20 protein-coding genes are annotated in these 22,653 nt (G+C 66.4%); 6 read left to right on the top strand and 14 right to left on the bottom strand.

The window, feature by feature from the left end; translation table 11 throughout:
• Positions 1-325: 325 nt before the first annotated feature.
• The 6 genes from B0E47_RS11260 to pdxH all read right to left on the bottom strand — a co-directional run bounded on the left by B0E47_RS11260 (position 326) and on the right by pdxH (position 5,205).
• On the bottom strand, positions 326-862 hold the full coding sequence (locus tag B0E47_RS11260) for a hypothetical protein (protein WP_077514356.1): 537 nt from the start codon (positions 860-862) through the stop codon (positions 326-328).
• Positions 859-1,902 (bottom strand): AraC family transcriptional regulator, encoded by a 1,044-nt coding sequence (locus tag B0E47_RS11265; RefSeq protein WP_077514357.1) that lies wholly within the window; start codon positions 1,900-1,902, stop codon positions 859-861. Before B0E47_RS11265 ends, B0E47_RS11260 begins: the two co-directional genes overlap by 4 nt.
• A gap of 5 nt (positions 1,903-1,907) precedes the next feature.
• Positions 1,908-2,672, bottom strand: a complete 765-nt coding sequence (locus B0E47_RS11270; protein ID WP_077514358.1) for a glucose 1-dehydrogenase — start codon at positions 2,670-2,672, stop codon at positions 1,908-1,910.
• Between the two features lie 691 nt (positions 2,673-3,363).
• Positions 3,364-4,176 (bottom strand): cobalamin-binding protein, encoded by an 813-nt coding sequence (locus B0E47_RS11275; protein WP_077514359.1) that lies wholly within the window; start codon positions 4,174-4,176, stop codon positions 3,364-3,366.
• Between the two features lie 4 nt (positions 4,177-4,180).
• Positions 4,181-4,621 (bottom strand): secondary thiamine-phosphate synthase enzyme YjbQ, encoded by a 441-nt coding sequence (locus B0E47_RS11280; protein WP_077514360.1) that lies wholly within the window; start codon positions 4,619-4,621, stop codon positions 4,181-4,183.
• The gene (gene pdxH / locus B0E47_RS11285; protein WP_077514361.1) at positions 4,618-5,205 is read right to left on the bottom strand and encodes a pyridoxamine 5'-phosphate oxidase; all 588 of its coding nucleotides are present in this window, start codon (positions 5,203-5,205) and stop codon (positions 4,618-4,620) included. Before pdxH ends, B0E47_RS11280 begins: the two co-directional genes overlap by 4 nt.
• A 233-nt stretch (positions 5,206-5,438) precedes the next feature.
• On the opposite strand from pdxH, the gene B0E47_RS11290 reads away from it, so the two are divergent.
• Positions 5,439-6,269: a kinase gene (locus tag B0E47_RS11290; RefSeq protein WP_077514362.1), complete on the top strand. Its 831-nt coding sequence runs from the start codon at positions 5,439-5,441 to the stop codon at positions 6,267-6,269.
• A 51-nt stretch (positions 6,270-6,320) separates the two neighbouring features.
• Here B0E47_RS11290 and B0E47_RS11295 read toward each other — a convergent pair whose 3' ends face one another.
• Positions 6,321-6,524, bottom strand: coding sequence for a dodecin family protein (locus B0E47_RS11295; protein ID WP_077514363.1), 204 nt, complete (start codon positions 6,522-6,524; stop codon positions 6,321-6,323).
• 178 nt (positions 6,525-6,702) lie between these two features.
• On the opposite strand from B0E47_RS11295, the gene B0E47_RS11300 reads away from it, so the two are divergent.
• Positions 6,703-7,311, top strand: a complete 609-nt coding sequence (locus B0E47_RS11300) for a DUF4126 domain-containing protein (protein ID WP_077514364.1) — start codon at positions 6,703-6,705, stop codon at positions 7,309-7,311.
• Positions 7,312-7,348: 37 nt separating this feature from the next.
• On the opposite strand, the gene B0E47_RS11305 is transcribed toward B0E47_RS11300, so the two are convergent.
• Together B0E47_RS11305 and B0E47_RS11310 are read right to left on the bottom strand one after the other, a co-directional pair.
• Entirely contained in the window at positions 7,349-7,693 is a 345-nt protein-coding gene (locus B0E47_RS11305; RefSeq protein WP_077514365.1) for a YbjQ family protein, read from the bottom strand.
• Positions 7,694-7,732: 39 nt separating this feature from the next.
• Entirely contained in the window at positions 7,733-8,566 is an 834-nt protein-coding gene (locus B0E47_RS11310) for an SDR family oxidoreductase (protein ID WP_077514366.1), read from the bottom strand.
• 35 nt (positions 8,567-8,601) lie between these two features.
• Here B0E47_RS11310 and B0E47_RS11315 point away from each other — a divergent pair, with 35 nt between their 5' ends.
• From B0E47_RS11315 to B0E47_RS11325, 3 genes are all read left to right on the top strand, one after another.
• On the top strand, positions 8,602-9,159 hold the full coding sequence (locus tag B0E47_RS11315) for a shikimate kinase (RefSeq protein WP_077514367.1): 558 nt from the start codon (positions 8,602-8,604) through the stop codon (positions 9,157-9,159).
• The gene (gene aroB, locus B0E47_RS11320) at positions 9,156-10,268 is read left to right on the top strand and encodes a 3-dehydroquinate synthase (protein ID WP_077514368.1); all 1,113 of its coding nucleotides are present in this window, start codon (positions 9,156-9,158) and stop codon (positions 10,266-10,268) included. The genes B0E47_RS11315 and aroB overlap by 4 nt, the downstream gene beginning before the upstream one ends.
• Positions 10,269-10,339: 71 nt before the next feature.
• Positions 10,340-12,391 (top strand): M13 family metallopeptidase, encoded by a 2,052-nt coding sequence (locus B0E47_RS11325; protein ID WP_077514369.1) that lies wholly within the window; start codon positions 10,340-10,342, stop codon positions 12,389-12,391.
• 263 nt (positions 12,392-12,654) lie between these two features.
• Here B0E47_RS11325 and murD read toward each other — a convergent pair whose 3' ends face one another.
• From murD to B0E47_RS11350, 5 genes are all read right to left on the bottom strand, one after another.
• Entirely contained in the window at positions 12,655-14,028 is a 1,374-nt protein-coding gene (gene murD, locus B0E47_RS11330; RefSeq protein WP_077514370.1) for a UDP-N-acetylmuramoyl-L-alanine--D-glutamate ligase, read from the bottom strand.
• A gap of 108 nt (positions 14,029-14,136) precedes the next feature.
• A complete protein-coding gene (gene murL, locus B0E47_RS11335; protein WP_077514404.1) occupies positions 14,137-15,465 on the bottom strand; it encodes a UDP-N-acetyl-alpha-D-muramoyl-L-alanyl-L-glutamate epimerase in 1,329 nt (442 codons plus the stop codon).
• Between the two features lie 5 nt (positions 15,466-15,470).
• Positions 15,471-15,902 (bottom strand): endonuclease domain-containing protein, encoded by a 432-nt coding sequence (locus B0E47_RS11340; RefSeq protein WP_077514371.1) that lies wholly within the window; start codon positions 15,900-15,902, stop codon positions 15,471-15,473.
• Positions 15,903-15,984: 82 nt separating this feature from the next.
• Complete coding sequence (locus tag B0E47_RS11345) at positions 15,985-18,546, bottom strand: bifunctional aspartate kinase/diaminopimelate decarboxylase (protein ID WP_077514372.1); 2,562 nt, start codon at positions 18,544-18,546, stop codon at positions 15,985-15,987.
• A 309-nt stretch (positions 18,547-18,855) separates the two neighbouring features.
• Entirely contained in the window at positions 18,856-20,373 is a 1,518-nt protein-coding gene (locus B0E47_RS11350; RefSeq protein ID WP_077514373.1) for a fumarate hydratase, read from the bottom strand.
• A gap of 353 nt (positions 20,374-20,726) precedes the next feature.
• Here B0E47_RS11350 and B0E47_RS11355 point away from each other — a divergent pair, with 353 nt between their 5' ends.
• Positions 20,727-22,628 (top strand): S53 family peptidase, encoded by a 1,902-nt coding sequence (locus B0E47_RS11355; protein ID WP_077514374.1) that lies wholly within the window; start codon positions 20,727-20,729, stop codon positions 22,626-22,628.
• Positions 22,629-22,653 lie beyond the last annotated feature (25 nt).

Consider the following 22,653-nt stretch of genomic DNA (forward strand, 5'->3'; position numbering starts at 1 on the left):
TGGGCGGCAAGTCCGTGAGCCGGGGCCGGGCTTTTCGACAGGACTCCTGTCCTGGCGAAAAGGCATCGGCATCCATGCCGATGCCCGCTGCGCGGCCTGTCGACTCCGCCTCACCGCCGCACAGGGGCCCCGGTAGAGCAGCGGGCCATCGTGGCCCGCACTCGGTACGCCACCGCTGCGCGGTGGCGAGAGCCCGAGAGCCGAGAGCGAGAGACCCCGCATCAAGCGGGATTTCCCGAGTTGGCGTATGTCTCAGGTCGGCCAGAAGCGGACGTCCAGCCAGACCTGAGTCAATTGAATTAACAGCATGCTCAGCGGGAAAGGATCAGGGATTTGGTGCGTTGGCGGACTGGGTCAGGCGTTCGAGGTATAGGCCAGCCCGTCGCTCAGAGTAGTGGTCGATCATCACTTGGGCCACGACAAGGAGCAAGAGGCCCGCGGCCACACCGTGTACCCACGGCCGATGCGACAGCAGCAGGCCCAGCAGCACAAGCGCGGTGATCGTCGCTGCGCCATACCGATAGTAGCGATACTTGGACGCCACCACTTCGACCCGCCCACGTTCGGCCTGGATGGCGGCACGTGCGTCAGGCGAATTTACCTGCTGCGTTAGCGTGCCTACCAAAGACTTGTCGCGCACAAGTAGTGAGCCGGCCGTGGATGCCACCAGCGCGACGCTGATCAGGACGGTTACAGTGAAACCCGTGGCAAACGCGGAGCGATCCGCGATCCACAACCAGACGGCCAGCGTCACGAAAAGTGCCGAGCCGCCCAGGACAAGCAGCATCTCCCTACGCTCGCCAGCAAAGTATTCGAGCAAGGCCGCTTGCAGTGGAAGCGCAAAATCATGCGGGGACGTCATCGAGCACCTCCGGGGTGAACTGGCTGCGCCGCGGCGTGGCCATGCTTGGCGCGCCACGATGTGGGTGTCAGGTCTTCCCACTGCCGGAACGCGCGGAAGAACGAATTCTGGTCCTCATAACCCAGCATGTAGGCCACTTCAACGATCGACAGCGACAGATCGGCCAAGTATTCCAACGACAACTTGTGGCGGGTTTCGCTGAGCAAAGCCTGGAACGTAACGCCTTCGTCAGTCAGTCGGCGCTGCAGCGAACGCTCGCTCATGGCCAGCTCGGTGGCGACTGATCGGATGTCTGGGCGTCCGGCCGTCAGTCGCCGGCGTAGCACCCACTTGATCTGCTCGGAGACGGTTGCCGAATGGGTCTGATGCCCGAGCTGTCGGTCGAGCTCCGGGGTCAGGAGTTCCAACAGCGCCTCGTTGTAGTTCCCGAACGCCCTGTCCAGATCGGTGCGGCGGAAAACAAGCCGGTCCTCGGCGGTGCGGAAGCGAATCGGGCACCCGAAGTAGGTTTCAAGCGCTGCCTTGGCGCGCGCTGGGCGCGCCAGCTCGACCTTCATTGGCACCAGCGGCGACGCAGTGCCACGTCGACCGAGTTCGACGAGCGCCGCCATCGTGGCGTCAACCAGTGCGGGTGGCACCACGTCGCCGTCGGCATGCGGCCAAGCGACGACGACCACAGCGTAGTCGCCGTCCTCCTGGACCGCCACATCCTCGGGCGCACACAGGCGCTTGAAGCGCGCGACCCGCTGCAGTGCATCCCGGAAATCCCGCGCATGATAGGACGCCAAAAAGGACGGTGGCATCACGGCAGCGTCGAGTCTGGTGGCGATCCGCAGGCCGATAGCCGGGTCCGCACTAACTGCCTCTATGGCACGCCAGACCCCGAAGAACTTCTGCGTCGTGACGGGCAGTCCATCCTTGATCGCGCCCAGCGGGAGACTCGCGCGCCGTACCACTTCCGCACGGTTGACGCCGGCGCGCTTTAGGCCCTCCCAGAGCGCGGCGGGAATCTTCACTCGGTCAGCAGCCAGGCTACGCATGTCGCTTACTTGGCCTGAAAGCCGCCGTCCACGCTCAACACGTGGCCGGTGACGAAGCTCGCTTCATCCGACAACAGCCAGCAGATGGCGTTGGCCACTTCGTCCGGTTGGCCCAGGCGATTCATCGGATGCATCGCCGAAATGCTGGCCGCGTTGTAGTTCTCGTCATTGCCTTCCAGCTGGGCGGCAATAATGTCCGTCTTGATGGCGCCGGGAGCGACCGCATTGATGCGCAGACCCTGCGTCGCGTGGTCCAGCGCGGAGGACTTGGTCAGGCCCATCACCGCGTGCTTGGTGGCGGCGTAAGGGCCTGAGTAGGGAATGCCATTCAAACCCGCGATGGAGGCCAGGTTCACGATCGCGCCGGCGCCTTGCTTCAGCATCTGGGAAATTTCGTGCTTCATCGTGTAGTAGACGCCCAGGATGTTGGTGTCGACCATGTCCCGGAAATTCTGGCTGCTCGACGTGACGAGCGTACCGGTCTCGTTGGAAATGGCCGCATTGTTGACGGCCATATCCAGCCGGCCGAACTCGGCGACGATACCGTCGATCATGGCCTTTACCGCGACTTCGTCGGTGACGTCGTTCTGGACGAAGCGCACCTGCGCACCGTTCCGAGCAGCGGCGGTTACTTCGGCGACAGCCGCGTCGCCGATATTCTGGCGGCGTCCGCTCAGGACGACCGTGACGCCGCTGGTGACGAGCTTGAGCGCGACGGCCTTACCGATGCCGGTGGCTCCACCTGTGATGAGGGCAACTTGGTTGGACATGACTTACTCCTTGGGGGCCGCCCGCAGGAGATTCCGCGAGCGTGGAGAAAGTCTAGAAAGCGGACCGGCTCGATGATATGCAGAACACGCCATAGAACTTGCAGTATGCGCCAGTCGCCATGCAGTTGGCGCTAGCGCGTAGGGGTCATGGAGCTAGTGACCTCTGGAAGGCATGGCGGTGCTAGAAGCCGGCGCCCTGATGGCTGCTTTGGGTCGATAGCAGACTAGCAGGCACTGTGCGCTTGCGCTTTCTTCTCTGCGAAGAATAACGCTGCCGCACTCGGCGCCCTCGGCTGTTGCCTTGGCTTTTCTGAAAAGTGCGGGCCACGATGGCCCGCTGCTTTACCGGGGCCCCTGTGCGGCGGTGAGGCGGGGACGACAGGCCGCGTAGCGGGAACCGACAGGGATGTCGGTTCCTTTTCGCCAGGACAGGAGTCCTGTCGAAAAGCCCGGCCCCGGCTCACGGACTTGCCGGGCAGGATGCTCGGCAAGCGCCAAGCGGGGTGGCCTTCTCTTTTGGTTACTTTTCTCTTGGCCACGCAAGAGAAAAGTGACTCGGCTGCCGCAGGCAGACGAAAGCTCTGCACTTCACCACGTCAAAATCAGGAGCACCCCTCACCCTCCCGCAAGGGGACTTCCTTCGGTCGCAGCCCTCCCCACCGCCGGCGGAGAGAGGGAGCAAAGCCGACGCTCAGCGCCGCGCCCACTCCCCAATGATCCGATGCACCGCATCCAACCCGTCGAACAACGCCGCCGGCCCCGGCTGCAAAATGATCGGCGACTTGATCTCGAACAGTTGCCCGTCGCGCACCGCCGGAATCGTGTCCCAGCCCGGCCGCGCCGCCACCTTCTCCGGGCGGAAACGCTTGCCGCACCACGAGCCGAGGATGATGTCCGGCGCACGACGCACCACCTCGTCGCCGTTGGCCAGGATGCGCTGTTTCGCCAGCGGCTCGCGCGCGAGTTCCGGAAAGCAGTCGTCGCCGCCGGCGATGGCGATGAGCTCGGCGACCCAGCGGATGCCGGTGATGATCGGTTCGTCCCATTCCTCGAAGTACACCTTCGGCCGTCGCGGCAGTTGCGCGGCGGCGGCGCGAATGGCGGCGAGGTGCTGCTCCGCGCGCTGCGCGTACGCCTCGGCCTTTGCGTGCGCACCGACCATCGCGCCGAGCCGGCGGATGTAGGCGACGATGCCGTCCACGCTGCGGTGGTTGCTGATCCACACTTCGACACCGCACTTGATCAGCTCGCGCGCGATGTCGGCCTGGATATCGGAGAAACCGATCGCCAGGTCCGGTTCCAGTTTCATGATCTCGCCGATCTTCGCGCTGGTGAACGCGGATACCTTCGGCTTCTCCTTGCGCGCCCGCGGTGGACGCACGGTGAAGCCGGAGATGCCGACGATGCGGCGATCCTCGCCGAGTGCGTAGAGCACCTCGGTCGGTTCCTCGGTGAGGCAGACGATGCGTTGCGGGAACGGATCGCTCACGATGCGGTCGTTCATGCGCTCAATGTCCCAGCACGGTCACGCAGACCTTGCGCTGGTGCGGGTCGAGCCGATGCTCCCACAGGTAGATGCCCTGCCAGGTACCGAGCAGCAGCTTGCCGCCATGCACGGGCACGTCGAGGCTGACTCCGGCGAGGATCGAGCGGACGTGCGCCGGCATGTCGTCCGGGCCTTCGGCATCGTGACGGAAGATCGGATCGCCGTCCGGCACGATGCGGGCGAACCAGCGTTCCAGGTCCTCGCGCACGGTCGGGTCTGCGTTCTCGCCGAGCAGCAGCGAACAACTGGTATGCGCGGTGAAGATGTTGGCGATGCCGGTATCCACGTGGCTGGCCGCCACCGCATCGGCCACGTCGCGGGTGATCTCGCTGAAGCCGCGACCGCGCGTGTGCACGGTGAAACGTGCCTGCGCGACGTGCGGCGCCGGCATCGGTCGGGTCACGGGTAGAGCAACCGGCTGGTCCAGGTCTGGCCGTGGCGGCTCCAGCGCACGCGTTCGTGCAGGCGGAACTCGGCGCCGTACCAGAACTCCAGCATGTCCGGCTCCACCAGGTAGCCACCCCAGTGCGGCGGCCGCGCCACCTCGCGTCCCTCGAACTCCTGCTCGTAGCGCGCCACGCGCTGCTCGAAGGTGTCGTGGTCGGGCAGCGTCTGCGATTGCAGCGAGGCCCAGGCGCCGATCTGGCTGCCGCGCTTGCGGCTGGCGAAATACGCATCGGACTCTTCCGCCTGCAACTTGCGCGCAACACCTTCCACACGCACCTGCACGCCATCGCGCAGCTGCTTCCAGTGGAAGCACAGCGCCACCTGCGGGTGCGCCTCGAGCTGGCTGCCCTTGTCGCTCTCGTAGTTGGTGTGGAAACGGAAGCCGCGCTCATCGGCGCCCTTGAGCAGCACGATGCGCGAGGCGACCCGCCCGCTGCCGTCGACGGTGGCCAGGTTCATCGCCGTCGGTTCGCGGTCGCCGCTGGCCTTGGCCTCCTCCAGGAGGCGCAGGAACGTGTCCAGGATTTCGGGTTTGAGCATGATGTGTGAAACTTCCCTTTTGCATCGTGGCCGACTCGCGCCATCATGGAGCGAATGAACCTTGCCGATGATAATGCAATGACCGCTGCGGCCCCTATCCGATCCGCACCGGGAACGGCGCGATGCTTCCGCATGCCGGGTGAAGGCCGCGACAATGCGGACGCCTACCCGATCCAGCCCCGGCGCCGCCTGCCGGGCGCCGCCATGCCTCCCGACCTCGAGGTTTCCGGTCGATGATGTCGCACGCCGAGCGGCAGAACGAGGCCCTGGCCGGGCATCTGCTCGACCAGTACGCGGGGCGCATCGCCCGCTCGCGCCGCCCTTACATCCTGGGCCTCTCGGGCCTGCAGGGCAGCGGCAAGAGCACCCTGGCGCGGGTGATGAAGGCGCAGGCCAGGGCACGTGGCTGGGCCACCGAGGTGCTCTCGCTGGACGATTTCTATTACGCGCGCAGCGAACGCGAGGCGCTGGCGCGCGACGTGCATCCGCTGCTGCGCACGCGCGGCGTGCCCGGCACCCACGAGATCGAGCTGCTGCTGTCGGTGCTGGCCGCCGTGCCGCAGGCGTCGGAGCGGCTGGCGGTCACCTACCCACGCTTCGACAAGGGCCGCGACACCCGCCTGCCCCCGTCGCGCTGGCCGCGCATCACGCAACGACCCACCCTGGTGATCGTGGAGGGCTGGGCGCTGGGCATCCGGCCGCAGCCATTGCCCGCCTTGGGCAGGCCGGTCAACCGGCTGGAACGCGAGGAAGACCCCGACGGCGACTGGCGCCACTGGGTCAACAAGCAGTTGCGCGGCTACCAGCCGCTATGGCGCAAGTTCGATGCGCTGATCGTGCTGCAGGCACCAGGCTGGGACATCGTGCGCCGCTGGCGCGGCGAGCAGGAACAGGAACTGGTGGCGCGGCACGCCCCGCTGGCAATGGACGCCGCCAGCATGGAACGCTTCCTGATGCACTTCGAACGCCTCAGCCGCCACGCGCTGGCCACCCTGCCCGCGCTGGCCGACACGGTGGTGGAGTATGACAACGAGCGGCACGTGACCGGGCTGACGCACGGGTGAGAGCGAGCGGTGTTCGGTTATGCGAACTGAGCACCGAACACCGCTCCAGAATCACTCCACCACGAAGTTGACCTTCATGTTGACCCGCCACTCGGTGACGCTGCCGTCGTCGGCGGTGACCACCTTGATCTCGTTGACCCAGGCACCCTTGATCTTCTTCACCGACTCCGCGGCCTTGTGCAGCCCGTGCTGCACGGCATCCTGGATGCCCTTCTTCGACGACGCATTGATTTCGATGACCTTGGCTACCGACATGGCGTGAACCTCCTTCCAGGGCGTGCAGGCGGCACGCGGCGCCCCCCTGCCGGAACACCGAGTCTGCCTTGCGCTCGCGCCACGCGACAAGCCGCACTGCGTCATCCGCCCACGGGGATGGACAGGCGACCCCATCACGGGTAAACACCTTGCACCGGCATGACTCCCGAGGATCGGCATGGACTTGCTGCCAAACGTCGCGCTGGCCGGTGGCCTGGCCTGGGCCAGCGGCTTGCGCCTTTACGCCACGGTGTTCCTCGCCGGGTTGCTGGGCCGGCTCGGCTGGGTGCACCTGCCCGACGGGTTGACCATGCTCACCGACAACTGGGTGCTGGGCGTGTCCGGCGTGTTGATGCTGGGCGAGTTCCTCGCCGACAAGATTCCCGCGTTTGACAGCGTGTGGGATGCGCTGCATACCTTCATCCGCATTCCGGTCGGCACCCTGCTGGCGTGGGGCGTATTCAAGGATTCCGGCGCGGGCGCGCAAGTGGCGGCGGTGCTGCTTGGCGGCGCGCTGACCGCGGGCACCCATCTGGCCAAGAGCGGTGGCCGTGCACTGATCAATACCTCGCCCGAGCCGGTGAGCAACTGGACGGCCAGTGTGGGCGAAGACCTGACCTGGCTTGGCGGTTTCTACCTGATGTGGCGGCATCCGCTGGCGATGCTGGTGTTGCTGGCGCTGTTCGTGTTGCTGCTGTGCTGGCTGCTGCCGCGCATCTTCCGCGGCCTGCGCCTGTTGGGGCAACGGCTGCGCGGACTCGGAACGAGATCGTCAGGCGTCGGGTGAGCAGCACATCGGATCCAAGCCATGCCTCATCATCCGATCAGGCCGAATGCTCCACCTGCACCGCCGTGCCATAGGCGAGGACCTCGGTAACGCCCTGCGCCACCTCATTGGCGTCGTAACGCATTGCTACCACGCCATTGGCACCCATCGCGGCGGCGTGCTGCAGCATCAGCTCATAGGCTTCCTCGCGCGCCTTCTCGCACAGTTCGGTGTAGATCGAAATATTGCCGCCGACGATGGTCTGCAACGCCGCGCCGAGATTGCCCACCACGCTGCGCGAGCGCACGGTGATGCCGCGCACGATGCCGAACGAACGCACGATGCGACAGCCGGAAATCTCGTTGCCGGTGCTGACCTGGTGGTGTGGAATCTGTGTAGCCATGGGGTTCTCCTTCGGTGGTGGATGTGGCGATCTTGCGGATCAGATGTGCGTCAGTGCGGCGTAGCCGTCACGCGAGTCCGGCCAGCGGGGCACGAAACCACTGGCCAGCAGCCGCGCATTGCTGAGCCGCTTGCTGCCGATGCCGGCTGGTGCAGGACCCTCGCGCGGTGGTGGTGCGCCGATCAGCCGGGCAAGCTCGTCGTACAGCACATGCAGCGGCAATGGCGTGCTGTCCGTGCCTAGATAGCACGCTTGCGGATCGGCCAGCTGCAGCAGGTGCACGATCGCCGCGGCGGCGTCGTCGACGTGGATGCGGTTCGCCCAGTGCGGCGCGGCGCGTGGCGCCTGCGCGGTGCCGGCGCGCAGGCGATCGAGCAGTTGCAGCCGACCAGGCCCGTACAAGCCGGCCAGCCGCAACACGATGGCGCGGACCGGTTGCGCCGCGAGCAGTTGCTCGGCCTCCAGCAGTGCGGTTCCATTGAACCCCATCGGCGCGGCCGGCGTGTCCTCGTCCACCCAGTCGCCTTGATGTTCGCCATAGACCGCGCTGGACGAGACGAACAGCACGCGACGCAAGGTGGCCTGCTCCAGCGTGCCGAGCAGGTGCTGCAGGCCATCGACAAAGGTGGCGCGATACGCCGCCGGGTCGCGCCGATCCGGCGTCGGCAGATAGACCAGTTGCGTGATGCCGCTCGGCAGCCCGCGCAGCGACTCGGGCCGGGTCAGATCCGCGCGCAGCCACGCGATACCTTGATCGCCGGACGCGGGCGGATTCCGGCGCAAGGCGTACACCGCATCGCCGCGCTGGCGCAGCAGGTGCGCCACGCGCAGGCCCAGGTCGCCGCAACCGGCCAGCAACACCTGTTCGCTCACCGCGGCGCTCCCTCCGTGCCTGCTAGCATTTGCCCATGAATCCGTCGTGCAACCTGTTCATCGTCGGCCCGACCGGCGCCGGCAAGACCTCGATCGGGCGGCGACTCGCCGGTCATTATGGACTGTCGTTCGTCGATCTGGACCAGGAGGTCGAGCAGCATTGCGGGGTGGACGTGAACACGGTGTTCGAGATCGAGGGCGAGGGCGGCTTTCGCCAGCGCGAAAGCACGCTGCTGGATGCGCTGAGCCAGCGCGCCGGCGTGCTGCTGGCCACCGGCGCCGGCGCGGTGCTCGCCGCCGCCAACCGACAGTGGCTGGTCGAGCGCGGCTTCGTGGTGTGGCTGCAGGCCAGCATCGAGCAGCAGCTCGAACGGCTCGAACGCGACCAGCGCCGTCCGCTGCTGGCCGTACCTGACCGCCACGCGCGGCTGGCGGCGATGGCCGTCGTGCGCGAGCCGATCTACCGCGAGCTTGCCGACCTCGCCGTACCCGGCCAACATGGCGGCGTCAGCGCCGCCAGCGAACGTTGCATCGGCCTGATCGACCAGCACTGGCAACGTGCCGCCACTCCTTCGCCCTTGCATCAGCCATGAGCAAACCCGCCTTGCACAGCATCCATGTCGCGCTCGGCCTGCGCAGCTATCCGGTATGGATCGGCGCCGGCCTGCTCGCCGATCACACGCGCTGGCGTCCGCTGTTGCGTGGCAGGCACGCGCTGGTGATCAGCAATACCACGGTGGCGCCGTTGTACCTGCCGCGGCTCGAGGCGGGGCTGGCAGGTCTGCACTGGTCGTCGTTCCTGCTCGATGACGGCGAGGCACACAAGAGTTTCGCCAACGTCGGCCGCGCGCTGGACGCACTGGGCCAGCTCGGCGCCACCCGCGATGCCTGCGTGATCGCGCTGGGCGGCGGCGTGGTCGGCGACCTCGCCGGGTTCAGCGCGGCGTGCTGGATGCGCGGTATCGATTTCATCCAGATGCCGACCACCTTGCTGGCGATGGTGGATTCCTCGGTCGGCGGCAAGACCGGCGTCAACCTGCCGGTGGGCAAGAACCTCGCCGGTGCATTCCACCAGCCGCGCGCGGTGATCGCCGACCTCGACACCCTGGCCACACTGCCCGCGCGCGAATACCGCGCCGGCCTCGCCGAAGTGATCAAGGGCGCAGCGATCGGCGACGAAGCGTTCTTCGCGTGGCTGGAGCAGCACGCCGATGCGCTGGCCGCACGCGATGTCGATGCCGTGCTGGAGGCGATTGCGCGCAAGGTGCAATACAAGGCCGGCGTGGTCGCGCGCGACGAAACCGAACAGGGCGAGCGTGCCCTGCTCAATTTCGGCCACACCTTCGGCCATGCGCTGGAAACCGCCGGTCACTACACCACCCTGCTGCACGGGGAAGGTGTCGCGATCGGCATGCTGCTGGCGGCGCAACTGTCCGAACGGCTCGGCATGAGCGAGCCTGTGGACACCGCGCGACTGCAACGGCTGCTGCAGCGGCTGGGCCTGCCGGTGGCGATCCCGCCCGGCATGGATGCGCGGCAGCTGCTGGAGCTGATGCGGCTGGACAAGAAAAACGCCGCCGGCCAGCTGCGCCTGATCCTGTGGCGCGGCATCGGCCGCGCCGAGATCGTCGCCGGGGTGGCCGAGGCGCAGGTGCTGGTCACGCTGGACGCCGCCATCGCCGACGCCCGGCCCGCCGATTAGCCCATCAGTCATGCCGACAATCCCGGGCCGGTGGTTTATGGTGAAAGTTACCTCTCGCTCCGGGCATCCCCATGCATCGCATCCGCTGGATCCTCACCGCCGCCGTCCTGTGCACTTCGAGCGGCTTCGCCGCCACCCCCGCCACGTCCGTCATCGGGATCGATCTCAAGGGCATCGACCATGGCGTCCAGCCGGGTGACAACTTCTTCGACTACGCCAACGGCGACTGGCTGAAGACCGCCACGATTCCCGCCGACCGCTCCAGCATCGGCAGCTTTCTCACCGTCTTCGAAAAGTCGGAGAAGGACACCGCGGAGTTGATCCGCGATGCCGGCGCCAGCCACCCTGCCAGCGGCAGCGATGCGCGCAAGATCGCCGACTACTACGCCGCCTGGATGGACACGAGCGCGATCGAACAACATGGCCTGGCGCCGCTCAAGCCCGAGCTGGCGCAGATAGACGCGATCACCACCCGCGAGGATCTGGCCCGCGTGCTGGGCAGCCGCCTGCGCGCGGATGTCGATCCGATCAATGCGACCCACTTCCACACCGAGAACCTGTTCGGCCTGTTCGTGACCCAGGGCCTGGAAGATCCCTCGCAGCACATCGCCTACCTGCTGCAGGGCGGCATCGCGATGCCCAGTCGCGACTACTACCTGTCCAGCGACCCGCACATGGCGGCATTCCGCGCCAAATATCTTGACTATGTCGCCGCGCTGCTGAAACAGGCCGGCATCGCCGACAGCGACACCAGGGCGAAGACCATCGTGGCGCTGGAAACGAAGATCGCCAGGGCGCAGGAAAGCCTGCTCGACAGCCAGGACGTGCACAAGGCCAACAACCTGTGGCGCATGGGCGACTTCGCGACGAAGGCACCGGGGCTGGACTGGACCGCCTACTTCAAGGCCGCTGGCCTGGACGGCCAGCAGCAGATCGACGTGTGGCAACCGGCGGCCATCACCGGCCTGTCCGCACTGGTCGCCAGCGAACCGTTGCATGCGTGGAAGGATCTGCTGCAGTTCCACAGCATCGACCACGGCGCCGCCTTGCTGCCGAAAGCGCTTGCCGACCTGCACTTTGATTTCTACAGCCGCACCCTGCAAGGCACGCCCGAACAGCAGCCGCGCTGGAAGCGTGCGGTGGCCGCCACCAGCAGCGATCTTGGCGACGCCGTCGGGCAGATCTACGTCCGGAAATATTTCCCCGCTTCGTCCAGGGCTGCCATCGAGCAACTGGTGCAGAACCTGATCGCCGCGTTCGGCCAACGCATCGACGATCTCGCCTGGATGACGCCCGCTACCCGCGCGAAGGCCAAGGCCAAGCTCACCACGCTGAAGGTCGGCGTGGGCTACGCCGATCACTGGCGCGACTATGCGACGCTGTCGATCAGCCCGGACGACGCCCTCGGCAACCATCTGCGTGCCGAGGAGTTCGAGTACCGGCACCAGCGCGCCAAGCTTGGCCAGCCGGTCGACAAGGGCGAATGGTGGATGACGCCGCAGACCGTCAACGCGGTGAACCTGCCGCTGCAGAATGCGCTGAACTTCCCCGCGGCCATCCTGCAGGCGCCGTTCTTCGACGCCAACGCCGATCCGGCCGCCAACTACGGCGCGATCGGCGCCATCATCGGCCATGAAATCAGCCACAGCTTCGACAACCTGGGCGCCGAGTTCGATGCCCAGGGCAAGCTGCAGAACTGGTGGACGCCGGCGGACTTGGCCCACTTCCAGGCCGCGACCGCGCAGCTGGCCAGGCAGTTCGACCAATACGAGGCGCTGCCTGGCCTGCACGTCAGCGGAGCACAGACGCTGGGTGAAGACATCGCCGACGTCTCCGGCCTCACCATCGCGTATCTCGCCTACCACAAGTCACTCGACGGCAAGCCCGCGCCAGTGATCGACGGCCTCAGCGGCGACCAGCGCTTCTTCCTCGCCTTCGGCCAGGCGTGGCGTTCGAAGATGCGTGACGCAGCCCTGCGTCAGCGCCTTTCCACCGACGTGCACGCTCCGCCGCAGTTCCGCGCCGAAACCGTGCGCAACCTCGACTCGTGGTATCCCGCGTTCAAGGTGAAGCCGGGCGACAAGCTGTACCTGGCGCCCGCGGATCGGGTGAAGATCTGGTAGTTTCAAGGCACGCAGATATGACGGGCCGTGGCTGACCAGCCACGGCCCGTTTGTCCTTCACCGCTCCAACCAGACCGGCCGGCCGCGCACGCGTGCAGACCTGGTTGTTCGCCGCACTCAATTCGATCGAGGCCACGGTGCAGCAGTTGGCGGAGATTGATTTATTCCGCCGCGGCGAAGCGCGGGTCGAGCAACCACGCTGCGCGCTGCAAGGCGCAGGTCATGCACGAACACACCGTGTTGCCCGGCGCGTCCATGCCGGATCAGCCGATACCCAGGCCTTCGATGCCCGTGATCGATGCCCCCTCGAAACCGGCCAGCGTGGCGAAGCGGCGGCCACGTTCGGCGTAGTCCTTGAACTGGTCGAAGCTGGGCGCGCCGGGAGAGAGCAGGATCACGCCATCACGCGGAGTGCGCGCCTTCGCCTCGACCACGGCGCCGGCCAGATCGTCGACGCGCGCGATCGGGCAATGTATTCCCGTGCTGCGCAGTGCCGCCTCGATGCGCGCGCCATTGGCGCCCATGCAGACGATGGCGTTGGCAGGTGTCCTGCGCATCGCTTCGACGAAGGGTGTCCAGTCCAGCCCGCGGTCGTGACCGCCGACCAGCACGGTCACCGCACGCCTGTGCAGGCTTTCCAGTGCCGCCAGCGTGGCCAGCGGCGTGGTGCTGATCGAATCGTTGACCCAATGCCAGCCATCGCGTTCGCCCAGCGGCTGCAGTCGATGCGGCAGCGGGCGGAAGCTGGCCAGCGCCGGCGCAGCGGCCGGCGCGTCCATGCCGAGGGCTTCCAGCGCAGCAAGCGCAGCGCAGGCGTTGAGTGCGTTGTGCAGGCCCGGCGCGGTGAGTCGGTCGATCGGGAAAATCTCTTGTGTGCCGCGGTGGATGAAGCCGTCGGCGACATGCCAGCCATCCGGCTGGCCGAACAGCAGGCGTTGCGGATGCTGCTGCGTGCGCTCGAGCAGTGCGGGTTGCAGCGCATTGACCAGCAACCGGCGCGAGACGTCGGCCAGCTTCAGCTTGTCGACGACATAGCGTTCGCGCGAGCCGTGCCAGTCCAGGTGTTCCTCGTACAGGCTGGTGATCACGCCGAGTTCCAGCGGGCCGGCCTCGCCGGTCTGGAAGCTGGACAATTCGATCACCCACAGGTCCGCTTGCTGATCGAGCAGTTCCAGCAACGGCAGCCCGATATTGCCGGCCAGCGCGGTGCGCACGCCCAGGCTGCGCGCCAGATGCGCGATCAGCGCGCTGGTGGTGCTCTTGCCCTTGGTGCCGGTGACGGCGACCATGCGTGCCTCGGGCCGATTTTCGAGGGCGTGTTCGCCGAACCACAGCGCGGTGCCGGAGGTAAACTGCGTACCCTGCGCCTGCGCCGCCAGCAAGGCCGGCTTGTAGGCGGAGATGCCGGGCGATTTCACCACCACGTCGAACCGGCTCAGCATGACGGCATCCGGTTCGCCGGCGACGACCTCAAGTGCGGGATCGAACGCGCGCGCCGCGTCGACTTCGGCCGCGCTGCAGAACAGGGTGAAATGCTGTTCGCCGCAGCGCTGGCGCAGAGCGCGGATCGCCGCGCGACCCTCACGGCCGAAGCCCCAGATCGCGACGCGGCGATGGATCACGTCAACGATGCGCATGACAGTCCACGCGAACCCGTAGGAGCCCGCTCGCGGGCGATGCCTTTGCCGATTCGATCGGGAGCATCGCCCGCAAGCGGGCTCCTACGAGGAATACGGGAACACTCATCAACCGATCGCCGCCAGCGCGGCCTGCAATCGCGCCGGCACGCGCTGCTCGGGCGACGGCTTCAGCCACGGTTCCAGTGCCAGTTGCGAGGCATCCAGCTGCGGCAGGATCTCGCTGCGGAAGCGCGCGACCAGCGCGTCTTCCTGCCACTCCGGCCGCTGGCTCAGCGCGAACATCGCAGCGCGCGCCTCGGCGCCCTCGCCCACGCATTCGAACGGTTTGTGATCCTGGTATTCCAGCAGCGCGTCGAAGCCGCCGGCCTGGTTCTCGTCATCCAGCAGGTTGCGCCCGAAGATCGACAGCAGCCGCGGCTTGGGCAGGAACGGCGCCAGCGCGAGGAACACGAAATGGCATTTCGGGCATTGCCCGCACCAGCGATCGACCGGCTTGGGACCGAGCAGCCTGAAGTTGCGATTGCAACTGGAGAACACGTCGAAGTACGGCGTCAGCTTCGCGAATGCGCGGGTGATCGCCAGCTCGGAATACGGCCGCAGCAGCGAGCAGTAATCAAGGTCGCTGGCCACGTGCGTGTGCAGCCAGTTGCCCAGCAACTGCTCAAACGCGTAGCCCTTGCTCCACTGGTGGTTCACCTGCTGGCCGTCGTATTCCAGCGTGGCCGCCGAGGCGGAACGCTCGTTGGCGAACGCGATCGAGTCGTAGCCATACAGGATCGCGGCAAGCGCGAGGATCGCCGAATTCACCGCCGTCACCGGGATGTGCCCGTTCCACGCGCCCAACCGGTTCATTTCGAACAGCCCGGGCGCCAGCTCGCGCTGGATGTTCAATGTGGGCAAACCGGTGCGTTCGGCGCAGGCGGCGATCAGGGCGGAATTGCCGACCCACACCGCCGTCGCTTCGCCGCCGATCGACTTGATCGCCTCGACCGCGACCAGCGAATCCTTGCCGCCGCCGATCGGCACCAGGGTGCGTTTGGGCAGATTCAACGCGCCCACTGCCGCGGTGACGCCGCCACGCGGGAACGCAATGCGCCCGCGCAGATCCAGCCCGTTGCGATAGGCGAACTCGGCCAGGCCGTGCAGGTACAGCGCATCGAGCAGGTCGGCGGTGGCATCGTCCAGCGCCCCATTCGCCAGCTCGATCTTCGGCGGCACGCCAGCCTTGTAGTAGCTGACGCCGGCGATCAGATGCAGCAGTTTCAGCGCCGCGTCGAACGCCGCGCGTCGCTCGGCCGGAATCGTCGGCGCCTGCGGGAAGCGGATGCGTTCGACCAGCTCCTCGCCGCCGTCGAACGCATACGCCAACTCGGCCACGCCGTCGGCATAGCTGGCACGGGTGAAACGGAATACCCGGGTCAGGCGGGGTTGCATGGTCGTCACTCTTCACTCTCCGACGCGCCTGGCTCCCTCTCCCCTTTGGCGACTGAAAGGAGTCCCCTTGTGGGTGGAGGAGGGCTGGGGTGAGGGGACGGCTCTGCAGCAGCCCCCAGAATCACCTCAAGCACGCTCTCGATGTTCGTCAATGCTTCATTGTTCCAGAAACGCAGCACGTGGTATCCCCTGGTTTGCAGATGTTGCGTGCGGCGCTCGTCGTATTCCTGCTGCTCCGCATGCTGGCCGCCATCCAGTTCAACGACCAGCATGGCCTCGTTGCAGGCAAAATCAACGATGTAGTGGTCGATCTCATGTTGCCGGCGGAACTTGTAGCCACACAACTGCCGGTTGCGCAGCCGATACCAGAGTTTTTGTTCCGCATCCGTCATGTGCTGGCGCAATCCGCGCGCTCGGTTTACGTTTTGGCGTTTCATCCTTGAAAGGCTCCTTTGTCGGGTCTGTCGCGCGTGGCCCCTCACCTCGATCCTCTCCCCAGAGGGGAGAGGAGGAAAAGCGCTATTCGATGATGATTTCCTCGGCCTCGGCGCGCATGTTGTAGGGGCTGGACATCACCTTGCCGTAGGCACCGGCCTGGGCGATCAGCATCACATCGCCTTCCTGCGCCTCGGGCAGGCGGCGGTCGCTGCCCAGCACGTCGCCGCTTTCGCAGATCGGGCCGACGATCTGGTACAGCGCGGTGGCCGGTTCGTGCAGGCGGGTCAGGTTGACGATCTCGTGCCAGGCGTCGTACAGCGCGGGACGGATCAGGCTGTTCATGCCGGTGTCGAGGCCGAGATAGCGCAGTGCGCCCTTGCCTTTCTGCTGGGTCACTTTCGCCAGCAGCACGCCGGCGTCGGCGACCAGGTAGCGGCCGGGCTCCATCCACAGCTGGTAGTGCGGATAGGCGGCCTTGACCTCGCGCAGCACGCGGTCGAGTGCGGGGATGTCCAGCCGCGCCTCGCCCGGATGCGAGGGCACACCCAGGCCACCGCCGATGTCGATGAAGCTGACGCTGCCGATGCGCTCCGCCAGGCTGGCCAGCTGCGCGTAGACCTCGCCCCAGTGCGCGTCGTCGAGAATGCCCGAGCCCAGATGAGCGTGCAGGCCGCGCACGGTGACGCCATGCGCGTCGGCCAGGCGCAGGAAGTCATCGAGCTGGTCGACCGGCAAACCGAACTTGCTGCCGCTGCCGCCGGTGCGCACCTTCTCGTGATGGCCCAGCCCGCGGCCCAGGTCCACCCGCAACACGATCTCGCGGCCGCGGAACAGCTCGCCCCAGTGCTCCAGTGGATACAGTGCATCCAGCGACACGGTGGCGCGGGTGGTCAGTGCCCAGGCGTAATCCTCGCGCGGCGCAAAGTTCGGCGTGAACAGCAAGGGCGCGGCTTCGGGCACGTGCGCCATCACGAACTTCAGCTCGCCCGGCGACACGCACTCGAAGCCGAAGCCCTCCTCGGCCAGCGCGCCGAGGATCGCCGGGTGGGTGTTCGCTTTCACCGCGTAATGCAGGCGATCGACCGCGGCCAGCGACTTCAGCTCGCGCGCCTGATGGCGCACGGTGGGCAGGTGGTAGACGTAACGCGGCGTGGCCGCCGCACCGATCTGCAGCAGGCGCTCGCGCTCGGCCTCGTGCCACCAGGCCGCCGCCGCGTCGAGCGTTTCGCCAGTGCCGTACAAGGCCTGCCAGCTGGGACCGAACAACGCGCTGTCGTCGGTGCGCAACGCGCCGGCGCCGATCAGCAGGTCATGCAGATGCGGCAACAGCGCGTCGACCACTTCCTCGTCCACCACGAAGGTGAGGTTCAAGTTGTTCGACGATTGCGAAATCATGTGCACCCGCAGCTGGCCGAACTCGGCCAGCACGCCGGACAAGGTGTGCAGCAGCGAGCGCATGCCGCGCCCGACCAGGGTGATCGCGGCGCACGGCGCGATCACCTTGACCCGGCACACCTTGGCCAGGTCGCTGGCCAAGGCGGCGATCGCGTCGGAGTCGAGCAGGTTCTCGGTGGGATCGAGCGACACCGTGACGTTGGTCTCGGCCGAACCGATCAGGTCCACCGACAGGCCGTGCTGCTTGAAGTGTGCGAACACGTCGGCGAGAAAGCCGACCTGCTGCCACATGCCCACCGACTCCATCGACACCAGGGTGATGCCCTTGCGCGCACTGATCGCCTTGACACTGGGCGCATGCGCGCGCACCTCGGGGCCGATCACGGTGCCCTCGAGTTCGGGCCGGTTGGTGTCCTTGATCAGCAGCGGCACGCGCGGCTCGCGCAACGGCGACAGGCAGCGCGGGTGCAGCACCTTGGCACCGGTGGAGGCAATTTCCTGCGCCTCTTCGTAATCCAGCCGCTGCAGCAGGCGCGCGCCCGGTACCTGGCGCGGGTTGGCGGTGAACATGCCGGCCACGTCGGTCCAGATTTCAACCCGCTGCGCTTTCAGCAGCGCGCCGAAATACGCGGCCGACGTATCCGAGCCGCCGCGACCAAGCAGCACGGTGCGACCCTGGCTTTCGCGGGCGATGAAGCCCTGGGTGATGAACACCTCGCCCAGCGTGGCGAGTCGCGCATTCAATGCAGGATCGGGCTTCGCCTCGACCATCGCCGAGAGCAGCCGGGTGCGCTCGTTCTGGTTCGGCAAGGCGATCGCGGCGAGGCAGTCGCGCGCGTCCAGCCATTGCGTGGGCAGCCCGCTGTGGCTGAGGAACGCGGCGCCCAGCGCGCTGGACATCAGCTCGCCATGCGCCTGCACTTCGGCCTTCCAGGCCAGTTCGCCATGGCCCACCGGGCCGTCCTCCGCCAGCCGCGCCAGGTCGCCCAGACGCTCATTGAGCGTATCCGGCAGAGCAAGCTGCATATGCTCAAGCAACTCGTAATGGCGCTGCACGATAGCCTTCGCTGCATCCCCGCGTTCCGCCCGATTGGCATGGCGGCACAGCTGCCTGAGCCCGTCGGTGATGCCGGACAAGGCGGAAACCACCACCAGCACGCGAGCGCCTTCCGCGCGGCGACTGGCAACCAGCTCGCGGATGTTCTGCCAGCGCGGCAGCGTGGCGACGCTGGTGCCGCCGAACTTCATCACGATCCAGGGGGCGTCTGGGGGCAACGGCGCGGGGATTGGCGAGGTCACGTGGGTTCGCTGTCGGGAGAAGTATGTTCAGCCAGTGTTGCGCTGCGGCATTGGAATTGCAAATGGTTTTGTGGGGGAATTTCGTTTGGACGTATGGACGGCTGAATCTTCGTGAAGCACTCGATGAGCGAACTCCCTCCCCTGCTTGCAGGGGAGGGTTGGGGTGGGGTGCTTTTGACTCTGACGAAGAGCTGACCCCACCTCGATCCTCCCCTGCAAGCAGGGGAGGAGGCGATGGCGTGCGCTGCGCGCACTGATTTATTGAACAAAGACGGGAATCTTGCCGATGCGGGATTGCCATTCTCGCGGCCCGGTCTGGTGCACCGAGGTGCCACCGGAATCCACCGCAACGGTGACCGGCATGTCCTCCACGGTGAACTCGTAGATCGCCTCCATGCCCAGATCGGCGAAGCCGACCACGCGCGAGGCCTTGATCGCCTTCGATACCAGATACGCAGCGCCGCCAACCGCCATCAGATACACCGACCGGTGCTTCTTGATCGCCTCGATCGCGGCCGGGCCGCGCTCGGCCTTGCCGACCATGCCGAGCAACCCGGTCTGCGCCAGCACCTGTTCGGTGAACTTGTCCATCCGCGTGGCCGTGGTGGGACCAGCCGGCCCGACCACTTCCTCGCGCACCGGATCGACCGGACCGACGTAGTAGATGAAGCGGCCGTTGAAATCCACCGGCAGCGGCTCGCCCTTGTTCAACATCTCGACCATGCGCTTGTGCGCGGCATCGCGGCCGGTGAGCAGCTTGCCGTTGAGCAGCAGGGTTTCGCCCGGCTTCCAGCTCGCCACTTCTTCACGGGTGACGGTGTCGAGAGTCACCCGGCGACCCTTCGAGGTGTCGTAGGTCAGCTTCGGCCAGTCTTCCAGCGACGGCGGATCGAGCATCACCGGGCCGGAGCCGTCCAGCACGAAGTGCGCGTGGCGGGTGGCGGCACAATTCGGAATCATCGCCACCGGCAGGTTCGCGGCGTGAGTGGGGAAATCCTTCACCTTGACGTCGAGCACGGTGGTGAGGCCGCCCAGGCCCTGCGCGCCGATGCCCAGCGCGTTGACCTTCTCGAACAGTTCGATGCGCAATTCCTCGGCGCGATTGGCGGGGCCGCGCGCGATCAGCTCCTGGATGTCGATCGACTCCATCAGCGACTCCTTCGCCATCAGCATCGCCTTCTCGGCGGTGCCGCCAATGCCGATGCCGAGCATGCCCGGCGGGCACCAGCCGGCACCCATCGTGGGTACGGTCTTCAGCACCCAGTCGACGATCGAGTCGGACGGATTGAGCATCGCGAATTTCGACTTCGCCTCCGAACCGCCTCCCTTGGCCGCCACGATCACCTCGACCGTGTCGCCCGGCACGATCGACATGTTGACCACCGACGGCGTGTTGTCTTTCGTGTTGATGCGCTTGCCGGCCGGGTCGGCCAGCACGCTGGCGCGCAGCTTGTTGTCAGGGTCCAGGTAGGCGCGGCGCACGCCCTCGTTGGCCATGTCCTCCAGCGACATGGTGGCGTCGTCCCAGCGCACGTTCATGCCCACTTTCAGGAACACGGTGACGATGCCGGTGTCCTGGCACAACGGGCGGTGGCCTTCGGCGGCCATGCGCGAGTTGATCAGGATCTGCGCCATCGCATCCTTCGCGGCGGGCGATTCCTCGCGCTCGTACGCGGCGGCGAGGCTCTTGATGTAATCGACCGGGTGGTAGTAGCTGATGTACTGCAGGGCGTCGGCGACGGACTGGATCAGGTCTTCTTGCTTGATGTGGGCCATGGACTCGGCTTTTCGCGGATGGGATCGTCCCGCAAGCTTGTGCACGGGGACAACGAACGCCCATTGTGCCGCACGTGCGGCCCCGGACAAAACGCCGCAACGGCGCGCAGCTGAGCACCGGATTCGCCAGGAAGAGGGCGACAACGTCCGAACTTTTCATGAACTCCGGTTGGTACTAAGCTCGGCGAAGCGGCGCAACGCCGGTCGTCAGGGGGAACTGACGACGTCGCTGGGGAAACTGCAAGTCATTCGTGAATCGCCTTGGCTGGGTTCCAAAGCGATGCCGCCTTCCGTTCATGTGTCGAAAGCGCATCCGTTTGCATCCAGCCCCGTCTACTCAGGGAGTAACACTCATGCATTTGAAATTGCGCAGGAAGGCCCTCGCCATCACCCTGGCCGCCATGCTGGCGGGAGTGGCCACCTCGGCCACCGCCGCCGGTCTGCAGGCCGTCACCGACCAGGGCCTGGCACCCACCGATCAAACCGTGACCGTCAGCCTCGTGCTGCGATTGCGTCACGAAGACCAGCTCGAGAACTACGTTCAGCAAACCGCCATGCCGGGCAGCGCGAACTTCCAGAAATTCCTCACCACGGCCGAATTCGCCGCACGCTACGGCGCCACCGACGCGCAGATATCCCGGGTCCAGAGCTATCTGGGCCAACACGGCCTGAGCGGCGAGGTGCTGGACAACCACATGGTGATCAGCGTGCGCGGCACGCTTGGCCAGTTCAGCAAGATGTTCGGCACGCCGGTGCATACCTACGTTTCGCGCGAGACCGGCCGGCGCTTCCATCGCCCAACCGGTCCGCTGGTGATGCCGGTGGGCATGGACAATAACGTGATCCTCGCCAGCGGCCTCAGCACCGAATGGCATTACGTGCCGCACCACACGTCGAAGTTGCCGGTGCCGGCCCTGCACATCGCCAACCCGCCGACCACGCTGTCCGCCAAGGCGGTCCCCGCCGCCGGCGACCCGACCGCCACGGGCATCCCCGGCGAGTACACCGTGGGTGACGTGGCCAACATGTACAACATCAATCCGCTGTACCAGCGCGGCATCACCGGCGCGGGCTCGACAGTGGCCATCGTCACCCTCGCCAACTTCGACCCGGCGGATGCGGAGGACTACTGGGCCGCGATCGGGCTGAACACCAAGCCGAACCGCATCACCCAGGTCGACCTCGATGGCGGCGGTGGCACGGACGGTGCCGACGAAACCACGCTCGACGTGCAGCAGGCCGGCGGCCTGGCGCCGCAGGCCAACATCATCGTCTATGACGCGCCCAATACCGGCTCGGGCCTCGTCAATGCGTTCGCCCGCGCGGTCTCCGACAACAAGGCCGACAGCATCTCGACCAGCTGGGGCCTGGGCGAGATCTTCAACTTCGCCGCCTTGAACGTCGATGGCGCCCGCAACACCGACACCACCGACGTAGGCGACCTGAAGGCCTACCACCAGATCTTCCTGGAGGCGGCGGTACAGGGACAGTCGATGTTCGCCGCCAGCGGCGACTCCGGTGCCTACGATACGGTTCGCCAGCTCGGCAGCGGCGACGGTCCCGGCCAGTTCAGCGCGCCGCTCACCGTCGATGCACCGGCCTCGGATCCGTACATCACCGCCGCCGGAGGTACCACGGTGCCGGTGAAGTTCGTCAACTCCGCCGGAGATGTGGTGCTCTCGATCGATCAGGAAAGCGTCTGGGGCTGGGATTATCTGCTGCCGTTCGTGCCAAGCCGCGACGCGGTGTTCTCGGTCGGTGGCGGCGGTGGCGTCAGCGTCTACTGGCGCTCGCCGCTGTACCAGTTCTTCACTTCGGGCACGCGCCGCAGCGAAAAGAACCAGGCGCTGGTATTCAATGACCCGGCCAGCGGCCCGACTACCTACCTGAAACTGCCGGGCAACTTCGCCGGGCGCAACGTACCGGACATCTCGCTCAACGCCGACCCGGAAACCGGCTATTTGCTGGTGTTCCAGGGCGGCTTGTACAGCTCCGGCGGCACCAGTTTCGTGGCGCCGCAACTGAACGGGATCACCGCCCTGCTGCGACAGAGCACCGGACACCGCATCGGTCTGTGGAATCCGCACATGTACCTGCTGCAGAACGTCTTCGGCTACGGCAAGTGGTCTGCCTTCAACCGCATCAGCGCCGGCGACAACTGGTTCTACGCCGGCAACGGCCGCTACAACCCGGGCGCCGGCATCGGCACCCTGAACGTGGCCAATTTCGACCAGTTCCTGCGGGTCGGCTTCTGACCTGACCACCGGCCCGCGCGCAAGG

Source organism: Rhodanobacter sp. B05 (assembly GCF_002001085.1).
GTDB lineage: Bacteria > Pseudomonadota > Gammaproteobacteria > Xanthomonadales > Rhodanobacteraceae > Rhodanobacter.